We start from the raw sequence: 19,686 nt of genomic DNA, 5'->3' as shown, positions 1-19,686 counted from the left end.
ATATTTTCGTAGAGGCGCCCTCCTTTGGGAGGGCGCCTCTATGCATTTAAGGGAAATGTGCGCCGTTAGTTGGGTCGATTGCGCCCGAACAATCCGGCTGGGCCCTCGGCCCAGAGCACAATCAGGAACGCGATCAGACTGCACCCGGCAAAGCCCAGGCTCAGGGGCAGAACGGAGCCGTCGAACGCGTGACCGATAAGGCCGCCGGCAACAGCGCCAATCGAAGTGCTGAGCGAACCGACGACGGATGAAGCCATTCCGGCATTGTGTCCCTGATTTTCCATCGCCAATGCATTGAAGTTTGGCGCAACGAGGCCGAACAGAAAGAACGTCGTGGCTATGAGGATGACGAACACCGGGAGCGTGGCGACGCCGAGTTCCGATGCCACGGCTAAACACAGTGATGCGATGAGAAAGCCCACCAAGGCTATGTGGGAAACGCAGCGCATGCCGAGGCGCCCCACGAGACGTGCGTTCGTGAACGATGCGATTGCTATGGTTGAGGCTACCGCTCCGAACAGGAGCGGAAACATTGTGCCCATGTGAAAGACGTCGACGAAGAGCTGTTGCGCGCTGGCGATGTATGACACAAGACATCCGAACATGAAGCCAATCGCGATGCCATAGGCGGCGGTCTGCGGATCCAGAATGGCCATTTTGAATGATTGGCCAAGCGCCAGAGGCTCCTCGCTACCGCGTGCGCTGGCCGCTGTTTCTGGCAATCGCCAACCGGCCCAGACAGTCAGGCCCAGGCCGATGGCTAGCAAAGCGTAAAACGTCCAGTACCAGTCGCCGATGTGAATAAGGCCCTGGCCGATCGATGGCGCGAACACCGGGATGATAATGAACACCATCATGGTGAACGACATGACGCGTGCCATCTGGCGGCCGCTGTAAAGATCGCGGACGATGGCCATGGCAATAACGCGTGGTGAGGCTGCTCCGAGGCCCTGCACAATCCGGGCGGCAAGGAGCCAGTAGAATGATTGTGAGACCAGGGCTGCGACCGTACCGGCGACAAATATACCGAGGCCTGCCAGCAGGACCGGGCGTCGTCCAAATCGGTCGGAGAGAGGGCCATAGATCAGCTGTCCAGCTGCGAAACCCGCCATATACAAAATGACGACGAGCTGGCGATCGTTCTGGTTATCAACGCCGAGCGCGGAGCCGATCTCTGGCAGTGCCGGCAGCATGATATCGATCGACAATGCTGTTAGCGCCATCAAGGCAGCCGTGAGCCCGACGAATTCAACGAATGACAGCGGGATTGAAAGCGCTGGAAGATCCGGCCGTGCAGTGACGATATCTTCGGCCTGTTCGAATTTATTCATGGTGCGTCCTTGGACGGAATCCTGTCCGCCTGCGTAGCGGTGACATACATTCCGGATTGGGAGCGGGATGTGACGTCCCTAAGATGAACCCAACGGGAAATTCTTCACTGGCCGTTGGGATGGCCATATTTCCGGTTGAGAGAATGGTGTGAGCGCTGCCCGGCTGCTTGTTCCGGTTCCCCTACTATATGCCCCGTGGGGTGCAAAGTTCCGACGGGAATGCCTTTAGCCAAAAACTGTGACAGAACCGCAGTTTTCGGGGGCCTACCTCAGCCTTCACAATGTTGTGCAAGATGATTGTGTGGCCAGGGATTCGTGCCCTGACGCAGCCAATTCAGGGTATCGCGCCAGAAGCCGGACGCGTGCCTATCATGAAACAAATCGAAGTGGCCGATTGTTTCAAAGCCGACGTCCTGTGGGGAAAGCAGTACCTGGCTACGGCGTGCGTTGGGATAGTAGGATAGCGCGCGTCGGATACCGGTCACGGTTGCCAGTTCGTCATCGCTCATTGTTACTGCCAAAGTCGGTGCCGAGACAGAGGCGAAGCGCTCGAGGATCGCTTTTCTCTCTCTTCGCGGATAGCTCAGTTCCATGCGTGCGGGGCGAAAGCTCCACTCATTGGCGACACCGGCGGGAAGGTCTTCGAGCCAACCGAGCCTTTTGCCTGGGAAGTAGCCGATGAGCGCTGTTATCGCTGGCATGGCGACATGCCATTTCAGAAAGAGGCGCGCGCGATACGCTGGGGCGTAGTCCCACCAGTACGCATATTGCGCGCCGACGGTAAGGATACGGTCAATAGCAGGCGCATTCTCAGCAAAGCCCAGGAGAAAGCCACCGATACTATGCCCGACAACGAGTAAGGGGAGAGAGGGTGTGCGTGCTTTGGCGAAACGCAGGACTGCGTCGAAGTCCAATTCTCCCCAGTCGCGCCAGCGGTAGCCACAGCCACGTAGATGCTTGGGGCGGGAGAGGCCGATCCCGCGATAGTCGTAGGTGATAACGTCAAAGCCGTGTTCCGCCAGGAAGGTCGCGTAGCGATGATAATAACGTGCTGCGACGCCTGTGGCGGGATTTACGATGACTGTGCCTGCGAGCTGCTCCTGTGATGTTTCCCAAAGATGGCCATGGAGCGTTACGTCGTCACGGCAGACAATCGAGATCTTTTGCGCTTCCAGTGCCACCCCTATCTTCGTCATCTCAGCGTCTCTCGCGTGCCTATTGCGTCGGGAGACGATCCTTGATGAAAAGCCGATGATTTTACACTCACTAGTTAGTATACAAAGCGCATGGGACCGACGACGCCTTCAACGCGCGAGCGCATCATCGCAGCAGCCTCAAAACTCTTTTACAGTGAGGGGGTGAGGGCTGTTAGCGTTGATGCCGTGGCGGACAAAGCGGGCGTGACGAAGCGGACGCTCTATTATCATTTCAAAAGCAAAGATGATCTGGTTGCGGCATATCTAGAAGGGCGCGATCAACCCAACCTTGCTCTATTTCGACGCTGGTTTAGCGAAGCGGACGGGAGCGTTGCGGACAAGGTGCGGAGTATTTTCCATCACCTCGCGGTGTCCGCGCGCCATCCCAAATGGAAGGGATGTGGCTTCCTGCGGACGTCCGCTGAATTGGCCAACATGCCGGGGCATCCGGCGATAAAGATCGGTGCGGCCCATAAGAAGCGGTTTGAGGGTTGGCTGAGTGAGATGTTTGAAAGTGAAGGCATCGCCCCAGCCGAACCCTTAGCACGCCAAGTTGTCCTGCTGATGGACGGGGCGTTTGCGGCTGGGCTCCTACAACGGGATGCGTCCTATATGGAGACGGCCGGAGACGCGGCCTTCGCATTGGTCAACGCGGCGGTGCCGACGAAGAGGCGACGGCGCTAGTCCTTTCAGGGCCCGCGCACTGGCGTGTCTGGGCGATCTCTGTTGATCAGCCAGAGTGCGACGCATATGAGGAAGCCGCCTGTTGCTTGCAGCACTGACAATGTCGTTCCCAGTATGATGAAGGATAAGATCACTGCGAAAAGCGGTGTGAGGAAAAGGTACCCGCTCGTTCGCGTCGCGCCGCCTTTGCGCAAGGCCACGAACCACAGGCCGAACGATCCGGTGGTGGCTGGGATCGCGAGCCAAAAGAACCAGGCCCATTGTTCGAATGATACGTTCTCCGGCCAGTGCTCGCCAGATGCGTAGGCGATAACGAGGAGTCCCAGAGAGCCGACCAATAGTTGCCAGAAACTCATCGCCCAGCCGCCAAAAGGTAATTTTGCGCGCTTATTGATGATTGTCGCCGCGGCCCAGCAGAATGCAGAGCATAATCCGAAAATTTCGCCGAGGATCGTGTCGGGGTGGAGTGAAAGCTCGGGGCCTACCCCGATGGCAAAGACGATCCCGATTAAGCCGAGCACCAATCCAATGGTGCGCCATTTGTGGAGTGTCTCGTCCAGAAACACGATGCCCAGCATTGCGACCCAGATGGGGTTTGTGAAAAGCATGATAGCGCTGGCCGACGCTGAGATGTACTGCATGGACAGGAACAAGAAGCCCATGACACCTGTCGTCTGAAGGAGGCCGATGAGTATCATCAGGGCTGCGTCGCGTAAGCCAAGCTGTGGCGGGGCGAGCGCTTGGCCATAGGGCCCGTCGAACCGGACGAGCGGTGCTGCGGCTATGGCTGCAACAAAGCAACGCCATCCCACCAGCACCAATGGACTGAAGCCGTCTTGCAGAAGGATTTTTCCTGAGATGAAGCTTGAGCCCATGAGGAACGTCGACGCGAGCAGCGTAATCAGGAAGATGTTCTGTTCGGAAACGATTGGCTCGGACGTGCGCGTTGTGTCTTCCTGACGGTGGCAGGTGCTCATGTTCCGTGTCCGACGTTTTTTGATTGTTTTGTGCGAGCTTAGATCGGCCGACCTTTGCCTGTCGCCGGGCAAAGTCGCGTTTCCTCGTCAGAACTTTCGGCTGTCATAGGCCCAGTGGAGGAGGGCTTGCCGTTGCCTTCGTCTACAGAAGATATCGCCCGGCTCGCAATTGCGGCGGATCTGGGCGATGTGGCGCCTCATTGCTTTCCAGCGGCCGATTTGGCGCTGATCCTCATCCTCAATCCGGCGACCCTGATAGTAGCGGCAGTACCATTGGAACCACCCGCGCGGGTCATCGGGATGGATCCAGCCTTTCTTGCGCCAGACCGAAAGTGGTTGGCTTGCGTCAACGCCAAAGTAGTTAAGGGATGGGTCGCTGCCTTTGGGTGAGAGCTTGGCATTCGTGAACCAGCTTTTGGGGAATTCAGCTCGCGTATCGGTCATGTACTTTCCGCCGAATACACCCAGTTCCAACATGCCCTTGGGCGTGAGGTCGGGTTCGAACTCGGGGGCGAAATCCTGGCCCGCTGGAGCTGTGAGTTCGTAGCGATAGCCCTGCTGCATGGTGTCGTTCACTTCGATGATCTTGCGCTTCATTGAGCCTTCCTGCGGTTCGCTCCAACCATTCAAGCTGCGACCGGTCGCGCCGACTAATTGAGGCGATATATTTCCCAATTCAGCAGGGCCGCAAATGTAGCCCATCCGATGTAGGGCACCAGGAGCAGTGCGGCGAGGCGGTCCACCTTCCAGAAAGCCGCCGTGGTGCCGATGATCAGTACGAGTAACAAGAGGATAACGACGAAGCCGCCCGCAGGGTTCTGACCTTCAAAAAAGACCCAGGACCACAAGGCATTTACGGAAATCTGCAGACCAAACCAGATGATTGCCGCCGCACGGCCGGGCGCGTGTGATTGCAGCACGCGGAAGAAGGCGTAGGCCATCAAGACGTATAGCGTGGTCCAGGCCGGCCCGAACACCCAGTTGGGCGGTGTGAAGGCGGGCTTTTCCAGTCCGGCGTACCATGTCGGAATGTTCGGGATGGTCGCGAGGTTGCCAAGGATGCCGGCGGCCAGAACGGGGGCGATTGCGATCAGCACATTGCGTACCGTTCTCATTACAGAACCATCCATCGCGTTTCTTCTCACCCGCGGCTTGATCCGAACTCGCACATGAGAACTATTGCTAGTGCAGAGACAAGCGGAGCACCAGTGATCATGCGCATACCTCCATTTGCAAAATGCAAAGCGGCCGACGGTTTTGAACCGCCAGCCGCCGCGCTGGGCAGTGGGGAGAAACGCGGTGTGCCTGTGTTTAAGCCGCTTTTCGGGCCGGTTGGGCGCTCTCGGTGATCAGGTCGTTCACGCCAGCAATGAGGAAGTCGAGGCTGGCTGTATCGGCCAGACGGCCGTTTTGCAATTTGTTGTGAACTTCGGCGATAACCGTCTGAGGACGCACTATAAGTCTTGCTCCGATGGCCAGAAGCGTCTCGTTGAGCTGGGCCTGAGCGCGTACGCCGCCGGTGAATGCGGGAGAGGATGAGAAGGTCAAGACGGGTTTGCCGATTAACGCGGCTTTTCCGTAGGGACGGGACGCCCAGTCGAGCGCGTTTTTCAATACGCCGGGGATGCCATAGTTGAACTCAGGCGTTGCGATGACGACGCCGTCGGCTTCCGCAATGGCGTCGCGCAATGCTGCGACGCCCGGGATTGCCGGGGCGACGTCGAGATCCTGATTATACAGTGGGACTTCATTCAGCCGGAACACATCGAAATCGGTGCGGTCCGCGATGACTTGCTTGATGGATTCAAGGATTTGGGTGTTGAAGGAGTCCCGGCGGAGGCTGCCGGAGATGCCAAGAAGCTTAGGACGATGCATAGCCGTTCTCCTGTTTCTTTATCTGGCTCCGGTCTCGGTGGCCGGGGGCATGCGTCCTATTTATTGCTTTCAGGCATTCTAAAAAATGGGTAGACGTTCGAACGTCTCTATCTACTAAGTTGATAGTTATGAACGGTCAGGCTCTGGAATATGTCCGTCTTTTCGTGGCGGTGGTCGACAACGGTGGCTTTGCTCCCGCAGCTCGCAAGCTGGATCGCGCGCAATCCGTCGTGACGTATGGGGTCCAGAAGCTGGAAGAGCAGCTTGGCCTCGATCTGTTCGACCGGTCAGGTTATCGGCCGGTCCTTACGCTGGCGGGACAAGCGTTGTTGCCGCGGGCGCGGCGATTGCTTGAAGAGACGAATGCGTTCGATGTGATGGCCCGCGGCATTGCTGGTGGGCTTGAAGCGGAAGTGGCGCTGGTTGTGGACCCGCTATTTCCGATGGCGCCTCTCGTTATGCAACTACGCGATTTCGAGCAGCTCTATCCTTCGGTGCAGGCGCGCGTATTCGTTGAGTCCCTGGGTGCGGCGACCAGCATGGTGTTGGAGGGTCAGGTCGATCTTGGGTTGCTGATTTATTTGGATGCGCGGGCGGTGGAACTGGAACAGTCGCACCTCGTGCCGATTGAGCTGCTGCTCGTTGCGGCGCCGTCTCATCCGCTGGCTCAGATCCCGGCACCGATCCCATTAGAACGTGCGCGGGAGGAGCTGCAATTGGTGCTTAGTGACCGCTCTGATTTCAGTCGCGGTGTCGATCGTGGGGTGCTGTCCACGCGTACGTGGCGGCTGTCGGATCTAGGCGCCAAGCACGCTTTGCTGCGCGCTGGGCTCGGTTGGGGAAGCATGCCCCGCCACATGGTGCAGGACGATCTGGATCGCGGGAATCTCGTCCAGTTGCCCCTCGACTATTGGGAGGGCGACGGATCGCTGCCGCGCGTGCCGACAGTCGCGGCGCATCGCAAGGATCGCGCCTTGGGGCCGGCGGCACGCTGGCTGTTGGAACGGCTTAAACGGCAGGTGCCCCAGTGCGCGGAGGCGGGGCACATCTAGGGGGGCGTGCTTCTTCCCGAAGCACACAAGCCAGTGCCTTCTCGATCAGCGTGAGATGCGCGTGATCTTCGAGCCTTCGAGGGTGAGGTTATACATCAGCCCCTTGGGATCGACGACAAAGCCAACAACGGGGCTTGTGATCTTGTTGGTGTCGATGGAGCCGCCGACGCCGACCGTGATGATGGCGACGGAGCCGTCCACGCCCACTTTCCAGCCGGCCGTTCTTCTGAACTGATCGAGCGCGGATTCGGTCATGAACATGATGATCACCGCGCGCTCCTGGATGCCAAGCTGGAAGCCCACGGAGGCCGAGAGCGTGTTGTAGTAATCGACGGTGCGTCCGCCGATCAAAAGCGCGCCTTCGCCATATTCGCCGCCGAAGCCGAAGCCGGCTTTGACCACGGACGGGAAGACGAGAATGCCGACGGACTTGTTGGCGAGATCGCGCGCGCCTCTCACCTGATAGAAGAACTTATCGAGCGTGGCATGTACGCCTGCATCGATTTCAGGGCCAGAGGCGGCCTTGCTGGCAGGTGCCGATTGAATGATGGCGGCGAACGAAAACAGGGCCAGACAGACGGCCTTCCACGACGACATTGATGGTTCTCTCTCTCCAAAGGGTTCCCCAGCGGAGACTATTGAACGCGATTCGTGGCGGAATTCTGAGGGGTAGGGTGTGGGAGAGCGTAGGTTGCGCGTGACTTATCAAAACTCCAACTGTGTCAATCGGAGTTCGTGGGTAGCGATAAAAATTCGGATACTTACTACGCTGCAATTGTGATGCGGCCACGCGCTTGCTTTGGCGCCTTGATGTGGACATCGATATCACAACCAAGCGCTAGCAAATACTCTATCAGTCGTTCAGCGGAAAATTCCTTCAAGTTACCACGAACGATTTTAGAAATTTTTGGTTGATCAATACCAATCCTGCGTGCAGCTTCGGATTGCGTTAGTTTGTACTCTTGAAGAGTGTTCGAAATTACTCGGGCAATTTCGACTTTCAAAATATCATCGCTGGATGACGGTAGATCCAAGTCAGCAAAAACGTTGCCGGCGCTATCAATCACCGCATCGTCGGTATTGCGCTCCGTGCTCATTTCGCCAGACCTTTCCTCTTCGTTTTCATGTATTTAGACTTATAGTCGATTTCTGCTGCCTTCAAACGTCTCTTGATGAGATCTAGATCCGGTTTCGGCGTTTGCTTTCCTCGCTTTGATTTCTTTTGGAACGCGTGGAGAACGTAAACTGCATCCGCAAACTTTACCGTATAGACTGCTCGAAAGGTGTCGCCATCATCGTCGATGACAACTTCGAGAACTTTTGTGCTGCCAAACCCTACCAACGGTACTGCGTTGAGGGCCTTATCTCCATTTTGGGCAAGATAGAGAGTGAAGCCTATTTCGCTGCGCACGTCCTCCGGAAAGTTTTTAATATCCTTACGAGTTGAGCCCATCCAATGAAGGGGTTTCATATGTCTTTGCTCCAGTGTCCATTTTTACGTCTCCATAAAAAACGCGAAACAGACCCGAGAGCGTCCCCTAATCCCCAACCCAGGCATGCCAATACTGGCATATTTTGAGGGCACGGTCAAGAGTTCGGACTGCGCGGGTAGCCCCAATTTTAACGTGCTAGCGCGGGCCAGAGCATGATGCTCCGGCCCGCAATTGTTTTCAGCCTCGCGCTAAGTCGCGCTGGGGTCAGGATGTTTTGTATTTGATCGAGCAGCCGTAAGCGCGGGTGACGGCGGGGTCGACCGGTTTACCGGCGGCAATCTGCTCCAGCGCTTCGCGGACATAGTTCCGCGCGCCTTCGATATCGGACTGGTTCGCTGTCGGTTTGTCGTCGATCGCGCCCTTGTAGGCGAGATTGCCGTCCGGCGTGATGATGTACATGTGTGGCGTGGTCTGGGCGCCGTACGCGCGGCCGATTGTGCCTTCTTGGTCGATTAGAACGGCGGACGGTGCCGCATCACGCTTTAGCATCAGGGCATCGTGCTCGGCCGGTGGGAGATTGCCCTGTGCGCCGGGGGCGGACGAGACGATGGTGAGCCAAACGATGCCGTCCGCTGTGGTGTCCTTCTGCAGCTTTTGCATGTTGCCGCTGCCGTAGTGCTTCTGGACGTAAGGGCAGCCGTCGTTGGACCATTCCAGGATAACGGTCTTGCCGCGCAGTTCTTTCAGCGTGTGGGTTTTGCCATGGGTGTCGACGCCGGTGAAGTCGGGTGCGGGCTTGCCAACCTCAGGTGCGGCTGCGGCGCCGGCGGCTCCGAGTACGAAGGCCAAGCACGCTGCTGCGGCGACCTTAGCTGTCGTGCGGAATGTCATGGTCTCAGTCCTCCTCTTAACGATTGGAAGCTTGTGCGAGGTTTAGTTCGGCGAAGTGGCGCACCACAATCGCCTCGGTCAAAAGCTGGGGAAGCACGATGGCTTCTTTTTGCGGGTCCGCGGGGTAGAGCAGGTAGAGCGGAACGCCCGCGCGTCCGTAAGCCTTCAGCACGCGGGAAATGCGCTCATCCTGATTGGTCCAATCGCCTTTCAAGTAGGCGACGTTGTGATCGGTCAGCGCCTTGCGGAAGCCGTCTGTACGCAAGGCGACCTGCTCGTTGACCTTGCAGGAGATGCACCACGCGGCGGTGAAATTGACGAAGACCGGGCGGCCCGAAGCACGAAGCTCGGCGACGCGTTCTTCGGAGAAGGGCTCGCCGGCGGCGACATCACCTTTGTCGGCTGAGGTGGTGGGGACCTCAGCGCTCGTGATCCAGGGAACCGTGAAGGCAAGAGCAGCACCGACGACGGCGACTGCCAAAGCGCCCCTGAGAGCCGGTTGGCCTGTGCGGTTCCCCAGCAGCCATGCAGCGAAGCCGACGGCGATCAACGTGACGCCCGCGCTAAGGACGCCATCACTGCCGGCCTGTAGCGAAAGCACCCAAACGAGCCAGACAACCGTGGCATAGAGCGGGAAAGCCAGGACTTGCTTGAACGTGTCCATCCAGGGGCCGGGCTTCGGAATAATGCGACGGGCGGCTGGAGATAACGAAATCAGCAGAATAGGGAGCGCGAAGCCGACACCCATGGCCTGGAGAACGAGCGCCATGTCGAGGGCGGGCCGCGTCAGCGCGTAGCCGATCGCGGCGCCCATGAACGGCGCGGTGCAGGGTGTTGCCGCGACGGTCGCCAGCACGCCGGTAAAGAAGGAGCCTGTCAGACCCGATTTGCGGGTCAATCCTTCCCCAAGGCCGACAGCGCCGCCGCCGATGTCAAAGACGCCGGAGAGCGACAGGCCGAGCGCCAGGAATAGAGCGGCCATGGCGAGTACGAAGACCGGCGACTGGAACTGGAAGCCCCAGCCGAAGGCGAGGCCGGCGCTGCGCAGGGCAACAAGCACGCCAGTAAGTATAGCAAAACTTGCGAGAACGCCGGCGAGATAGGCGAGCCCCGATCGTCTGGCTTCGCTTCCGCCGCTTCCACTGTGTTTGGCGAGGGACAGCGTTTTAAGCGAAAGGATCGGGAGCACGCACGGCATCAGGTTCAAGATAATCCCGCCCAGGAGCGCGAAGAGCATTGCTTGCCAGATGGTGATTTGTGTGCCGGTGTTGTCGCCCTCTCCGGACGGGGTGCCGATGGCTTGCAAGGGTGTGGCTGCGCCCGTTGCGGCGATATCCTGAGTTCCGGTTGGTTTCGCGCTTATGGTGAAGCCGTGCCGAGCCTGCTGCGTGTTACCGATCTGTTCGGTCAGAACCAAAACGCCGTTTAGTTCTTTTATGCCGTTGCTGGCGAGTTCCCCCGACTTCAAGCTGAGCGTGACGCCGTCGTCCGTCCAGGAGACTTTCTGAGCGCCGGCATGATCAACCAGGCCCCAGGTATCGGGGAAGAATTCAACTTTCGTGACGCGATTGGGATCGAGTTCGGGGGCGGCGACTTTCAGCGTGACAGTGTCAGAGGATTGCTCGACCGTGGCAGGCCAATCGGCCGGTGTCGGGATGCTGCGTTCGGTCTCTGCGAAATGGTCGGCGTGCTCGCTTGGGGTTGGCGGTTCGCCTGCTGAGGCGACGGGGAGGATCAGTTTGAGTTCCGCCGATTCAGGGATGCAGATCTGCTCGCAAACCAGCCAATTGGATTTCGCGGTCAGCTCAACGGACTGGGTGTCGAGCGTTTCGGGCGGTGTAATGGTGACGGGGAGCAGGAGGGTGTCGGAGTAGCCGTAATTCACCAACGGTCCGACAGGGATGGCGTCGGGAACAGGCCAACGAATCTCAGACGCTTTAAAGCCATCCGGCAGAGACCATTCAATGCGTGTGGGCTCGCCCGAGTCACCGGGATTCTTCCAATAGGTGTGCCAGTGTGGCGTAATGCGCTGGCTCAGGCCGACGGTGAAGGGAACTCCGGGCTGAATATGATCTACCGCCGAAATGAGATCGGCTTGAACTTTAGGCTGTTGGGCGACGGCGAGGTTGGGCCCTATTAGCGCAACGATAGTCGCCCAGAGGATCGTAGTGGCAGTGTACCGAATTGCCATTCTTTGTCTCGGCCCCTCTCACATCGCTTTTGCAGCGCAAGGACTATCCGTGTGCTTTGAACGATGCCGCTGCACACGTTCCGTCGTCCCGCCATATGGCTGGCTGGTGGACGCTTTGCAAAGCCAATAGTGGTTGCCTCAACTAATAGTGTTTGTCGGTGATGTGGGCGGTTAGAACAGCTTTTTTCCGCTGGGTGTTCCGCCTGCATCCTCGGTGCAATGATGTTTGTGACTTCGTAGGGCTGACATCCGAAGGTGTTTCTGACGCAAGGGGGCCGCAACGGTCGGCGTCGGGCCACGTTCGCAAAGTGGGGGCGGGCTGCTGTAACTTTGCGGTTTCATTGCCTGGTGTGGATCGAGATGCGGCTGAAGCTTTGGTGGCTGCCACGCACCAAGTCTGCCTCACAGCAATGCGACAGGTAAAAACTTTGCCGTGAATTTGAGTGTTCTGTGAGGCCAAAACCGAGCAGAAATTTGCATCCCTGGACAGGGTGTATTCGGTGGACGTTCCAATCGGCCGTATGCGTTTCAGAACAGCCGGCTTCCATTCGGAACGGGATGGTCGGGCTTGAACAGGACGACCTTACCTTCTTCATCCGCGAAGCCAAGTGTCAGAACTTCCGACATGAACTTTCCGATTTGCCGCGGCGGAAAATTGACAACGGCCGCGACCTGGCGGCCTTCGAGATCTTCCGGTGTGTAATGGTGGGTAATCTGTGCGCTTGATTTCTTCAGCCCAATAGCTGGACCGAAATCGATCACCAGCTTGAGGGCTGGCTTTCGAGCTTCTGGGAACGGCTCGATCGATGTGATCGTTCCGATGCGGATGTCGACCGCGAGGAACTGATCAAATGAGATTTCCGGCGCTGCCGAAGCGTCGAGAGTGTGATTGGCATGCATCTGGAAGTCCTGCCGGGATGTTTCGATGCGCATTCTTATCGCTTGCAGCCGTGGTCGCAATCCTGCCTTTTGGCGCTGGGTAGTGGCGCCGCTGCAAACTCATGAGACGGCGCGCGCGACGGCGGCGAGTAGGTCTGTTTGCGTGATCAACCCCAGTACACGTTCATCGGTGTCGGTGATAATGACTGCGTGCATCCGGCCGTTGGTCAAAATCGGCACGAGGCCCATCACGGGAGCCGTTGGAGAAGACACGGCCGCGCGTGACATCACCTCATCAACCACACCTGTGGCTCCGGCCAGCTCGCGGAGTCCAACGGTTCCCACCAACCGGTCTTCACCGTCTAGTACGGGCAATGTGCGAATGTTGTGCTTTAGAAGAAGCACCTGAGCAGCGTCGGCGGATTCTCCGAGGTGCGTTTTGATGACGTCTCGGGACATGATGTCCTCGCATCTAAGGTCACCCCGGGAGCGGGAAATTGTCTGCAGTTCGACTTCACGCAGCAAACGGGTCAGGCTATGGCGGTCGATGTCAAAGGTTTCGTCCAAAGCCGATAGGGCTGCATCGACGTCCTCTTGCTTGAAGCCTGCTCGCGAGAGGGTTGGCGGATCACTGGTTCCGTAATCATTGATATCGTTCCGAGCCGCGTAGTTTGGATACGGTCGCCCCGACAACTTGTGAAAGCCTATTCCGAGCAATACGAGTATCAGGGCGTTAAGTGCGACGGGAATGAACGGATACCAAATGCCCGTTTCGGTGATCGCCGGTCCCCCGATGATCGCGGTCATCGCGACAGCAGCGCCAGGCGGATGCAAGCATCGAGCTAGGGACATAATGGCAATTGCCAGACTGACGGCGATGGCGACTGCTAAGACCTGATCTTGGATCAGGAAGTGCACTGCTAATCCCACGAAAGCTGAAATTGTACTCCCGCCGATGATCGGCCAGGGTTGTGCGAGTGGGCTCGTTGGAATAGCGAAAAGTATGACGGCGGACGCTCCCATGGGGGCGACGATCAACGGCAGATGGCTTCCTGGCCCAATAATTCTCTCACAGATCAGGAACGTCAGACCGATGCCCAGGGCAGCGCCAACACAGGCAATAATACGTTCTCGTACCGTAGCGCCGGGGAGTATCGGTGCGAAAATGCGAAAATCGAGCCTGAATGGCGAGCGCTGTTCAGGGTGCGTCATTTGTTTCAAAGGTATTGCTGCCTTGTTCAGTACGGTGGCTCATGAAACCACACACAACTTTATAGTTCTTTCGGATCGAGGCTGTCTCGCGAAGACGCTCTGGTTCAACGGACAGTGCTAGGGTGACGCATTTGGTCTGGCGGTGAGCGACTCGTGCTGCGCCGATCGCGTCTCGCTGAAAAGCTCCTAGCCAGGGTGCTCATTCCAGCGTGCACTATGATGCATGAGTTTTATTCTACGTTTCATTTCGTTCCCCTACCGCATTTTGCGGCCGGTGCATTCGTGCACGGTTTCTTGCTCCATCGTGGCCTGTCGGTTCGTAATCCGTATGTTCGAGAATGGACACCATTCGGGGGTATTTCCAACATACAAAGAAAAAAATGTCTTCCTACCCATAGCGGCTTGAGGCCGCGGTTGGGGATTGAAGTTGGCTAATGAACGGCAGATTGGCTCTATCGGCGAATAGTACCGGAGCTGAAATGGATCTCCTTCCTGTTTCGGTGGGAACAGCGGCTAAGGATCGCTTCTCGCATTGTTAGCTCACCGCCTACTCCGATGATCATGGGAAGCGCGGGCTACGCAGAAGTAAGGAGATTGTAAATGAAGACGACTGTTATGGCGCTTGCGCTAACCGGATCTGTTGCTATCGCGGCCCTAATGGGGGGCGCCACCGGCGCAGAAGCTGGCGGCAAGCATGGCTTCAAGCATCATCTCTGGAAGCATAATTTTCACCACTTTCATCACCACAACTTTCATCGCCCTCGCGGCTGCGGCTTCTACAAGGCGAAGTGGTATGCGACCGGAAAATTCTATTGGAAGAAGCGTTATTTTATCTGCAAGGGTTGGTGGTGACTTTCACGCCTTAAATTTTGAATTACATGCTCCCTCTAGCGCGTTGGTGCTGGAGGGAATTTTTTACTACGCATTGAATGGCTTGCGTCCGTAACCAAGTTCTATGCTCACGGATCCCTTTGATTTCGGGTTGCTGCTATTCTTTGTTTGGGAGAGGAGGAGCCTACAAGTCCTTTGCTATGGGACGGTGGGTAATGTGATTCTGACGGGAGGCGTTTATCGAATGCCGAATGCCCGTGAGTAAGGAAGTTTCAAAACTCGGCTCTGACATGTTGCGGTTTATTACCAGCATTGAAGAGCTAGAAACACCTGATCAGGTTCTGGATAACCTGCACGGCGTGACGGCCAAGGCGTGTAAGATGAACGTTCTTATGGCCGGCCTCATGCCAATACGCTGGTGCGATTGGAGCGGCGTCGAAAAAGGTAAGACGGTGTTCTTGCACAAAAGTGTGCCAGAGGGCTGGTGGGAAGACTATTTCGAACGCACGCAAAAGCACCCAGGCCCTGGCCTTTCGCTGGCTCAGCTTTCCATTGCCCCGTTCACGATGTCTGAAATGATGCGCATGCTCGAGCCATTGGGCGTAGATCAGTGGCCCTTCGAGCTCGCGATGAAGTACAGTATGCGTGATTATTTCACGTGCCCGGTTGGCGGGCGTTGGACTGTGACCTACTGGTCGCGTAACGTTCTTTCAAATCGGTTCACCCCGGAAGATCGCACCATCATCTTCATGGGAGCGACGTTCGCTGCTATTCGCCTCCAGAAGCTTATAGGACTCCAAACCGACCGCATCGGTTCGGCGGCCGCGTTGACGGCGCGTGAGCTTGCCGTGTTGCGGCTTGCGTCGCTCGGTCACCAAATGAGGGAAATTGCCGAACTCCTTGGTCTCGGCGAAGAGACAATCCGGAGCCATCTTAAGAAGGTACAAGTGAAACTTGGGGCACGGAACCGTGTGCAAGCTGTGGCGCAGGCTATACGGCTTAATCTCATCCCATAAGGCCTCCCCCAAATCGGGGATGACGTATACAGGCGACTTCCAATACACCAGCATCGGTGACCGCCGCAGGGAATCGGGGGAAGGTTTCCTTACGGACTGTTTAGTCCCGGGGGACTGCACGAGCGAAGGGGAGAAAAACCCCTTCGCTCCTTGCGCGATGTAGCCAAGCTTGCTGCAGCTTTTCGAAACCGGACGCCCAAACCTACGAACCGGTCCAGCCCCGGGACCGGGAGCCGCGTCAGTCGCGCCGCCCGCTGGCGACTTCGAGCGGCCCCGGTCCCGGGGCTTGCTTCGTTCGGGTAAGACTTTTTACGCGTGTTATGCAGCGGCTTTACATCGCCGATTAACCAGCCTTCCAATTCATTCTCTTATGTCATCCAGATTTGCCGCAGTCTGACTGCGGAGCGTCGTTTCCGTTGACAGCCGATTTCATTTTTCCGTCTGTTTCGGCCTGGAACGGAACGCGGCGCATCCGACTTAGATCGTTGACGATGTTGAACAGGCTCCTTCCGTTGTTTTCGGATTTACTCGCTGCATGTTTTGCCGGGTAGGAGAAGCCGATATGAAAAAAAGATCACAAGGTATAGGGCAATCCATTGGCTCGCTTGGCGTCGGCGCGCCTTCTAATTCAACTGGTATTCGAAATGACGTCCTAGTAGCGATGAGAGGCGGTGAGGATTTTATCCATGAGCGCCTATAAATTGATGAAGTGTCTTGCCGCGGCTGTGATCTTGCTGGCAGGCACGTTGCCGCGAACACTGCAGGCTCAGGATGCTGATCAAGCGCCGCTGTTCAAGAAGGAGGAACTGGCGCAGCTGCTGGCTCCGATTGCGCTCTATCCCGACGACCTTCTGTCCAACGTGTTGATGGCATCAACCTATCCGCTTGAAGTCGTACAGGCTGCGCGATGGCGGAAAGATCCTGAGAACGCGAAGCTTGAAGGTGAGGACCTCACAAAGGCTCTGGATGCCAAGGATTGGGATCCGAGCGTCAAAGCGCTTACGCTCGTTCCTGACGTGCTGCAGATGATGAGCGAGAAGTTGGAATGGACGCAGAAGCTTGGCGATGCGTTCCTCGCCCAAGAAGATGACGTCATGAATCAGATCCAGGCGCTTCGTATGAAGGCCGAGGATGCTGGTTCGCTCAAGAGCAATGAGCAGCAGAAAGTGAGCCGGAAGCAAGATGATGGATCCAGTGAGATCATCATTCAGCAGACGAGTCCTGATGTCGTCTACGTTCCAATTTATGAGCCTGCGGTTGTGTACGGGTCATGGTGGTATCCAGACTATCCGCCCTACTATTGGTATGGGGGATATCCGACGTCAGCATTTGTTTCGGGCTTCTTCTGGGGGACCGGATACGCCGTCGCGCGCTCACTTTGGGGATGGGGTTACTGTGATTGGCGCCACCGCAACATTCACATCGACGTCGATCGATACAACAGGATCAACGTCAATAACCCGAAGATCACGTCAAATACCTGGGTTCACAATCCGCGGCATCGCGGCCCTGTGCCCTATCGTGATCACGCGAGCCGCGAGAAGTTCGGCAAGAATGGCGATAGATTTAAGGAGGCCGGCAAGGACTTTCGCGGGTTCCACGACCGTGATTCAGTTGAAGGGGTGCGCGACAAGCTTGCGGCAGGTGCAGCAGGAGCTGGGGCAGCAAAGCTTCATGATAAGATCAGCAAAGGTGATGCGGCCAAGGTCAAAGACCGGGTCGGCAACATCGACAAAGGCAAGCTTAAGGACAAGGCTGGAGCCCACAAAGACCGCCCCAATAAGGGCAAGATGAAGGACAAAGTCAGCGATAAAACCGCCAAGAAAAAGCCGTCGCATAAAAGGCCGAGCGGTAGTCCACACAAGCGCCCATCCTCAAAGACGAGGCACAAGCCATCTGCAAGACGATCCTCATCTGGGCCGCGGAGATCGAATGCTTTCGACATGAAACGTGGCCGCGATGTTGCCAAGCACGCTAGTCGTGGGAGAGCGAGCCGTTCCGGAATGTCCAGGCATGGAGGAGGAATGAGGCGCGGGGGCGGAGGACATGGGCGTCGCCGCTAGTTTCAACATCAATATCTTGAAATCGGGTGAGAGGTCGTCATGCCCATCCATCGCAGCTGTTCGAGATATCCTTCACTGATTTTCTTCACCGTAACAACGTGTTTTCTGATCGGTGTCGGTACGATTTCTTCATCGCAGGCGGAGGATCGAGCAATCCGTCAGATGATGTTCGCGAGTCCAGATGAGGCTGCGGCGGCCCTTTTTAGGGCAGCGCAATCATCGGGAACCGAAGCCTTGGAAAGGGTGCTTGGTCCGGGATCGGAGCAGCTGATTTCGTCTGGTGACCAGATCTATGACGAAGCCATGCGCGAAAAATTTCTTAAGGCCTATGCCAAATCGCACCGACTGCGTAAGGACGACCCAATTCGAAGTGTGCTTTTGATTGGCGAGGAAGAATATCCATTTCCTATCCCGCTGGTCGCTGAAGGTGTCACATGGCGTTTCGACAGCGAGGCTGGCGCAGATGAGATTCTGAACCGCAGGATTGGGGAAAACGAGCATGCTGCCATGCGTGTGATGCTCGCGTATGTGGCTGCGCAGATGGAATATGCCTCGCAGGACCGAGACGGGAATGGGCTGCAATACGCACGCCGATTTCTCAGTACGCCAGGCAACAAAGACGGACTCTTTTGGCCAACCCAGGAAGGCGAGGTGACGAGCCCAATGGGGCCCCTGGTGGCGGAGGCGAGGGCTGAAGGATATCGGCGGGGTACTGAGCAGAACGATGCCTCAGTGCCTTACCATGGGTATGTCTTTAAAATGCTTGACGGACAGGGCTCTGCGGCTAAGTCAGGCGCGCGGGATTTCGTTGTGAATGGTCGAATGATCGGCGGGTTTGGGCTCGCAGCGGCACCAGCTGAATACGGCAATTCCGGCATTATGTCCTTCATCGTCAACCAGGATGGGACAGTCTACGAACAAGACTTGGGGCCAGAGTCGCGCATGCTTGTGGCTGAGATGAAAGAGTACGATCCCGGCGAGGGTTGGCATGCCGCTGATGTGGATTGAGGACTACGCGCCGTCATCACAACTTCAAAAGGTTTGTTATTGCCACGGGGCCTAGCGTTCATCTCCGGAGGCCGCGTTCCGAGTTGCCATTTCACTAGACCGCCACCTCAAGAGTCTTTCGAGCCGGCCGGCATCGGAAGCTCGCAATACGGTGGTCGTCGCAGGCGGCGGTTTCACGGGTATCGAGGCGGCGACGGAGATGCCCAGCCGGCTGCGTGAAATCTTTGGCAAGGATGTCAACACGCGCGTGATTATTGTCGAGCGCAACCCAGCAATCGCCCCCGACATGGGCGCCGGTCCGCGTCCGCTAATCGAGGATGCGCTTCGCAAACTCGGCGTCGAAACCAGGCTCGGAGCAGGCGTTGCGGCGATCGACGAGACGAGTGTCACGCTTTCCAATGGTGAGTGCATCGAAACCGCGACCGTCATTTGGGCAGCAGGAATCCGCGCAGCTCCTCTCACGGTCCAAGTGCCAGGCGAGCGCGACAACTTTGGTCGCCTCGTCGTTGACCGCGAGCTACGCGTCGTCGGCGTTCCCGGCGTCTTCGCGACGGGAGATGCTGCAAAAGCTGTTTGCGACGACGACGGCAACCACGCGCTAATGTCGTGTCAACACGCCACGCGTATGGGCGCCTTCGCCGGCAACAACGCCGCGGCCGAGTTGCTCGGCGAAGCGCCGACTCCCTATCACCAGAAGGCCTATGTTACCTGCCTCGACCTTGGAGAGGCAGGCGCGCTGTTCACGCGCGGCTGGGATCGCAACGTCGAGCACGTTGGCGCTGACGCGAAGAAGATTAAGCAGGAGATCAATACGGTTTGGATCTATCCGCCGAAACCCGTGCGCGCTGCGGCCCTCGCGTCTGCCGATCCGCAGCGCGTTACTGATCTCTGACCCAGCCCTGACACTGTCGTACCAAGTGAAGGCCATTGCTATGTTTCGAGAAACCCAGCGTTTGCCACGCCACTCGCCAATCCTGCGTTTCCCACCCTGTTCCTATTAACTCGGACGCCTTGCGCCGGGCGGTGTCTGAAGGTGACTGGCCGGCT

Annotated in this window: 19 protein-coding genes and 1 pseudogene; 7 read left to right on the top strand and 13 right to left on the bottom strand. The window is 57.4% G+C overall.

What is annotated here, in order from left to right; all coding sequences use genetic code 11:
* Nucleotides 1-65: 65 nt before the first annotated feature.
* Both K5845_RS17950 and K5845_RS17945 read right to left on the bottom strand, forming a co-directional pair.
* Entirely contained in the window at nucleotides 66-1,331 is a 1,266-nt protein-coding gene (locus K5845_RS17950; RefSeq protein ID WP_052744049.1) for a multidrug effflux MFS transporter, read from the bottom strand.
* 269 nt (nucleotides 1,332-1,600) lie between these two features.
* Nucleotides 1,601-2,527: an alpha/beta hydrolase family protein gene (locus K5845_RS17945; RefSeq protein ID WP_046479388.1), complete on the bottom strand. Its 927-nt coding sequence runs from the start codon at nucleotides 2,525-2,527 to the stop codon at nucleotides 1,601-1,603.
* Between the two features lie 90 nt (nucleotides 2,528-2,617).
* On the opposite strand from K5845_RS17945, the gene K5845_RS17940 reads away from it, so the two are divergent.
* The gene (locus K5845_RS17940; protein ID WP_287959612.1) at nucleotides 2,618-3,211 is read left to right on the top strand and encodes a TetR/AcrR family transcriptional regulator; all 594 of its coding nucleotides are present in this window, start codon (nucleotides 2,618-2,620) and stop codon (nucleotides 3,209-3,211) included.
* 5 nt (nucleotides 3,212-3,216) lie between these two features.
* Here the strand turns inward: K5845_RS17940 and K5845_RS17935 are convergent, their stop codons facing one another.
* From K5845_RS17935 to K5845_RS17920, 4 genes are all read right to left on the bottom strand, one after another.
* Nucleotides 3,217-4,188 (bottom strand): DMT family transporter, encoded by a 972-nt coding sequence (locus K5845_RS17935; RefSeq protein WP_287959611.1) that lies wholly within the window; start codon nucleotides 4,186-4,188, stop codon nucleotides 3,217-3,219.
* Between the two features lie 87 nt (nucleotides 4,189-4,275).
* Entirely contained in the window at nucleotides 4,276-4,785 is a 510-nt protein-coding gene (locus K5845_RS17930) for a hypothetical protein (RefSeq protein ID WP_046479390.1), read from the bottom strand.
* Between the two features lie 53 nt (nucleotides 4,786-4,838).
* On the bottom strand, nucleotides 4,839-5,318 hold the full coding sequence (locus K5845_RS17925; protein WP_046479391.1) for a TspO/MBR family protein: 480 nt from the start codon (nucleotides 5,316-5,318) through the stop codon (nucleotides 4,839-4,841).
* 181 nt (nucleotides 5,319-5,499) lie between these two features.
* Nucleotides 5,500-6,063: an NADPH-dependent FMN reductase gene (locus K5845_RS17920; protein WP_090228279.1), complete on the bottom strand. Its 564-nt coding sequence runs from the start codon at nucleotides 6,061-6,063 to the stop codon at nucleotides 5,500-5,502.
* Between the two features lie 128 nt (nucleotides 6,064-6,191).
* Between K5845_RS17920 and K5845_RS17915 the strand changes: the two genes are divergently transcribed.
* Nucleotides 6,192-7,115, top strand: coding sequence for a LysR family transcriptional regulator (locus K5845_RS17915; RefSeq protein ID WP_287959610.1), 924 nt, complete (start codon nucleotides 6,192-6,194; stop codon nucleotides 7,113-7,115).
* Between the two features lie 45 nt (nucleotides 7,116-7,160).
* Here K5845_RS17915 and K5845_RS17910 read toward each other — a convergent pair whose 3' ends face one another.
* The 7 genes from K5845_RS17910 to K5845_RS17880 form a co-directional block, all read right to left on the bottom strand.
* A complete protein-coding gene (locus K5845_RS17910) occupies nucleotides 7,161-7,712 on the bottom strand; it encodes a BPSL1445 family SYLF domain-containing lipoprotein (RefSeq protein ID WP_046479393.1) in 552 nt (183 codons plus the stop codon).
* Nucleotides 7,713-7,879: 167 nt separating this feature from the next.
* Nucleotides 7,880-8,212 (bottom strand): helix-turn-helix domain-containing protein, encoded by a 333-nt coding sequence (locus tag K5845_RS17905; protein WP_287959609.1) that lies wholly within the window; start codon nucleotides 8,210-8,212, stop codon nucleotides 7,880-7,882.
* On the bottom strand, nucleotides 8,209-8,586 hold the full coding sequence (locus tag K5845_RS17900; protein WP_287959608.1) for a type II toxin-antitoxin system RelE/ParE family toxin: 378 nt from the start codon (nucleotides 8,584-8,586) through the stop codon (nucleotides 8,209-8,211). Before K5845_RS17900 ends, K5845_RS17905 begins: the two co-directional genes overlap by 4 nt.
* A gap of 226 nt (nucleotides 8,587-8,812) precedes the next feature.
* Nucleotides 8,813-9,439, bottom strand: a complete 627-nt coding sequence (locus tag K5845_RS17895; RefSeq protein ID WP_287959607.1) for a thioredoxin family protein — start codon at nucleotides 9,437-9,439, stop codon at nucleotides 8,813-8,815.
* 16 nt (nucleotides 9,440-9,455) lie between these two features.
* Entirely contained in the window at nucleotides 9,456-11,630 is a 2,175-nt protein-coding gene (locus K5845_RS17890) for a protein-disulfide reductase DsbD family protein (protein ID WP_287959606.1), read from the bottom strand.
* Between the two features lie 528 nt (nucleotides 11,631-12,158).
* Nucleotides 12,159-12,530: a tRNA-binding protein gene (locus tag K5845_RS17885; RefSeq protein WP_287959644.1), complete on the bottom strand. Its 372-nt coding sequence runs from the start codon at nucleotides 12,528-12,530 to the stop codon at nucleotides 12,159-12,161.
* A 99-nt stretch (nucleotides 12,531-12,629) separates the two neighbouring features.
* Nucleotides 12,630-13,721: an HPP family protein gene (locus tag K5845_RS17880; RefSeq protein WP_046479397.1), complete on the bottom strand. Its 1,092-nt coding sequence runs from the start codon at nucleotides 13,719-13,721 to the stop codon at nucleotides 12,630-12,632.
* A 600-nt stretch (nucleotides 13,722-14,321) separates the two neighbouring features.
* Between K5845_RS17880 and K5845_RS17875 the strand changes: the two genes are divergently transcribed.
* The 5 genes and pseudogenes from K5845_RS17875 to K5845_RS17855 form a co-directional block, all read left to right on the top strand.
* Nucleotides 14,322-14,573: a hypothetical protein gene (locus K5845_RS17875; protein WP_287959605.1), complete on the top strand. Its 252-nt coding sequence runs from the start codon at nucleotides 14,322-14,324 to the stop codon at nucleotides 14,571-14,573.
* A 230-nt stretch (nucleotides 14,574-14,803) separates the two neighbouring features.
* Nucleotides 14,804-15,568, top strand: coding sequence for a response regulator transcription factor (locus K5845_RS17870; RefSeq protein WP_076605352.1), 765 nt, complete (start codon nucleotides 14,804-14,806; stop codon nucleotides 15,566-15,568).
* A 686-nt stretch (nucleotides 15,569-16,254) separates the two neighbouring features.
* Nucleotides 16,255-17,631: a DUF3300 domain-containing protein gene (locus tag K5845_RS17865; RefSeq protein WP_244512403.1), complete on the top strand. Its 1,377-nt coding sequence runs from the start codon at nucleotides 16,255-16,257 to the stop codon at nucleotides 17,629-17,631.
* Between the two features lie 39 nt (nucleotides 17,632-17,670).
* Nucleotides 17,671-18,639, top strand: coding sequence for a DUF2950 domain-containing protein (locus tag K5845_RS17860; RefSeq protein ID WP_090228269.1), 969 nt, complete (start codon nucleotides 17,671-17,673; stop codon nucleotides 18,637-18,639).
* 85 nt (nucleotides 18,640-18,724) lie between these two features.
* Nucleotides 18,725-19,531, top strand: a pseudogene (locus tag K5845_RS17855) (NAD(P)/FAD-dependent oxidoreductase); the annotation flags it as partial.
* Nucleotides 19,532-19,686 lie beyond the last annotated feature (155 nt).

The sequence above is a fragment of the Filomicrobium sp. genome, assembly GCF_025698805.1.
Lineage (GTDB): Bacteria > Pseudomonadota > Alphaproteobacteria > Rhizobiales > Hyphomicrobiaceae > Filomicrobium > Filomicrobium insigne.
Note: the sequence above shows the minus strand (reverse complement) of the source record. Positions and strands in the feature narration are given on the sequence as shown.

What these genes read in the sequence shown, in the direction of transcription:
- K5845_RS17915 (WP_287959610.1), top strand. Translation starts at nt 6,192, where the DNA reads ATGAACGGTCAGGCTCTGGAATATGTCCGTCTTTTCGTGGCGGTGGTC.
- K5845_RS17905 (WP_287959609.1), bottom strand. Translation starts at nt 8,212, where the DNA reads ATGAGCACGGAGCGCAATACCGACGATGCGGTGATTGATAGCGCCGGC.
- K5845_RS17935 (WP_287959611.1), bottom strand. Translation starts at nt 4,188, where the DNA reads ATGAGCACCTGCCACCGTCAGGAAGACACAACGCGCACGTCCGAGCCA.
- K5845_RS17895 (WP_287959607.1), bottom strand. Translation starts at nt 9,439, where the DNA reads ATGACATTCCGCACGACAGCTAAGGTCGCCGCAGCAGCGTGCTTGGCC.
- K5845_RS17860 (WP_090228269.1), top strand. Translation starts at nt 17,671, where the DNA reads ATGCCCATCCATCGCAGCTGTTCGAGATATCCTTCACTGATTTTCTTC.
- K5845_RS17880 (WP_046479397.1), bottom strand. Translation starts at nt 13,721, where the DNA reads ATGACGCACCCTGAACAGCGCTCGCCATTCAGGCTCGATTTTCGCATT.
- K5845_RS17920 (WP_090228279.1), bottom strand. Translation starts at nt 6,063, where the DNA reads ATGCATCGTCCTAAGCTTCTTGGCATCTCCGGCAGCCTCCGCCGGGAC.
- K5845_RS17865 (WP_244512403.1), top strand. Translation starts at nt 16,255, where the DNA reads ATGAGCGCCTATAAATTGATGAAGTGTCTTGCCGCGGCTGTGATCTTG.
- K5845_RS17925 (WP_046479391.1), bottom strand. Translation starts at nt 5,318, where the DNA reads ATGGATGGTTCTGTAATGAGAACGGTACGCAATGTGCTGATCGCAATC.
- K5845_RS17875 (WP_287959605.1), top strand. Translation starts at nt 14,322, where the DNA reads ATGAAGACGACTGTTATGGCGCTTGCGCTAACCGGATCTGTTGCTATC.
- K5845_RS17950 (WP_052744049.1), bottom strand. Translation starts at nt 1,331, where the DNA reads ATGAATAAATTCGAACAGGCCGAAGATATCGTCACTGCACGGCCGGAT.
- K5845_RS17870 (WP_076605352.1), top strand. Translation starts at nt 14,804, where the DNA reads ATGCCCGTGAGTAAGGAAGTTTCAAAACTCGGCTCTGACATGTTGCGG.
- K5845_RS17940 (WP_287959612.1), top strand. Translation starts at nt 2,618, where the DNA reads ATGGGACCGACGACGCCTTCAACGCGCGAGCGCATCATCGCAGCAGCC.
- K5845_RS17885 (WP_287959644.1), bottom strand. Translation starts at nt 12,530, where the DNA reads ATGCATGCCAATCACACTCTCGACGCTTCGGCAGCGCCGGAAATCTCA.
- K5845_RS17900 (WP_287959608.1), bottom strand. Translation starts at nt 8,586, where the DNA reads ATGAAACCCCTTCATTGGATGGGCTCAACTCGTAAGGATATTAAAAAC.
- K5845_RS17910 (WP_046479393.1), bottom strand. Translation starts at nt 7,712, where the DNA reads ATGTCGTCGTGGAAGGCCGTCTGTCTGGCCCTGTTTTCGTTCGCCGCC.
- K5845_RS17930 (WP_046479390.1), bottom strand. Translation starts at nt 4,785, where the DNA reads ATGAAGCGCAAGATCATCGAAGTGAACGACACCATGCAGCAGGGCTAT.
- K5845_RS17890 (WP_287959606.1), bottom strand. Translation starts at nt 11,630, where the DNA reads ATGGCAATTCGGTACACTGCCACTACGATCCTCTGGGCGACTATCGTT.
- K5845_RS17945 (WP_046479388.1), bottom strand. Translation starts at nt 2,527, where the DNA reads ATGACGAAGATAGGGGTGGCACTGGAAGCGCAAAAGATCTCGATTGTC.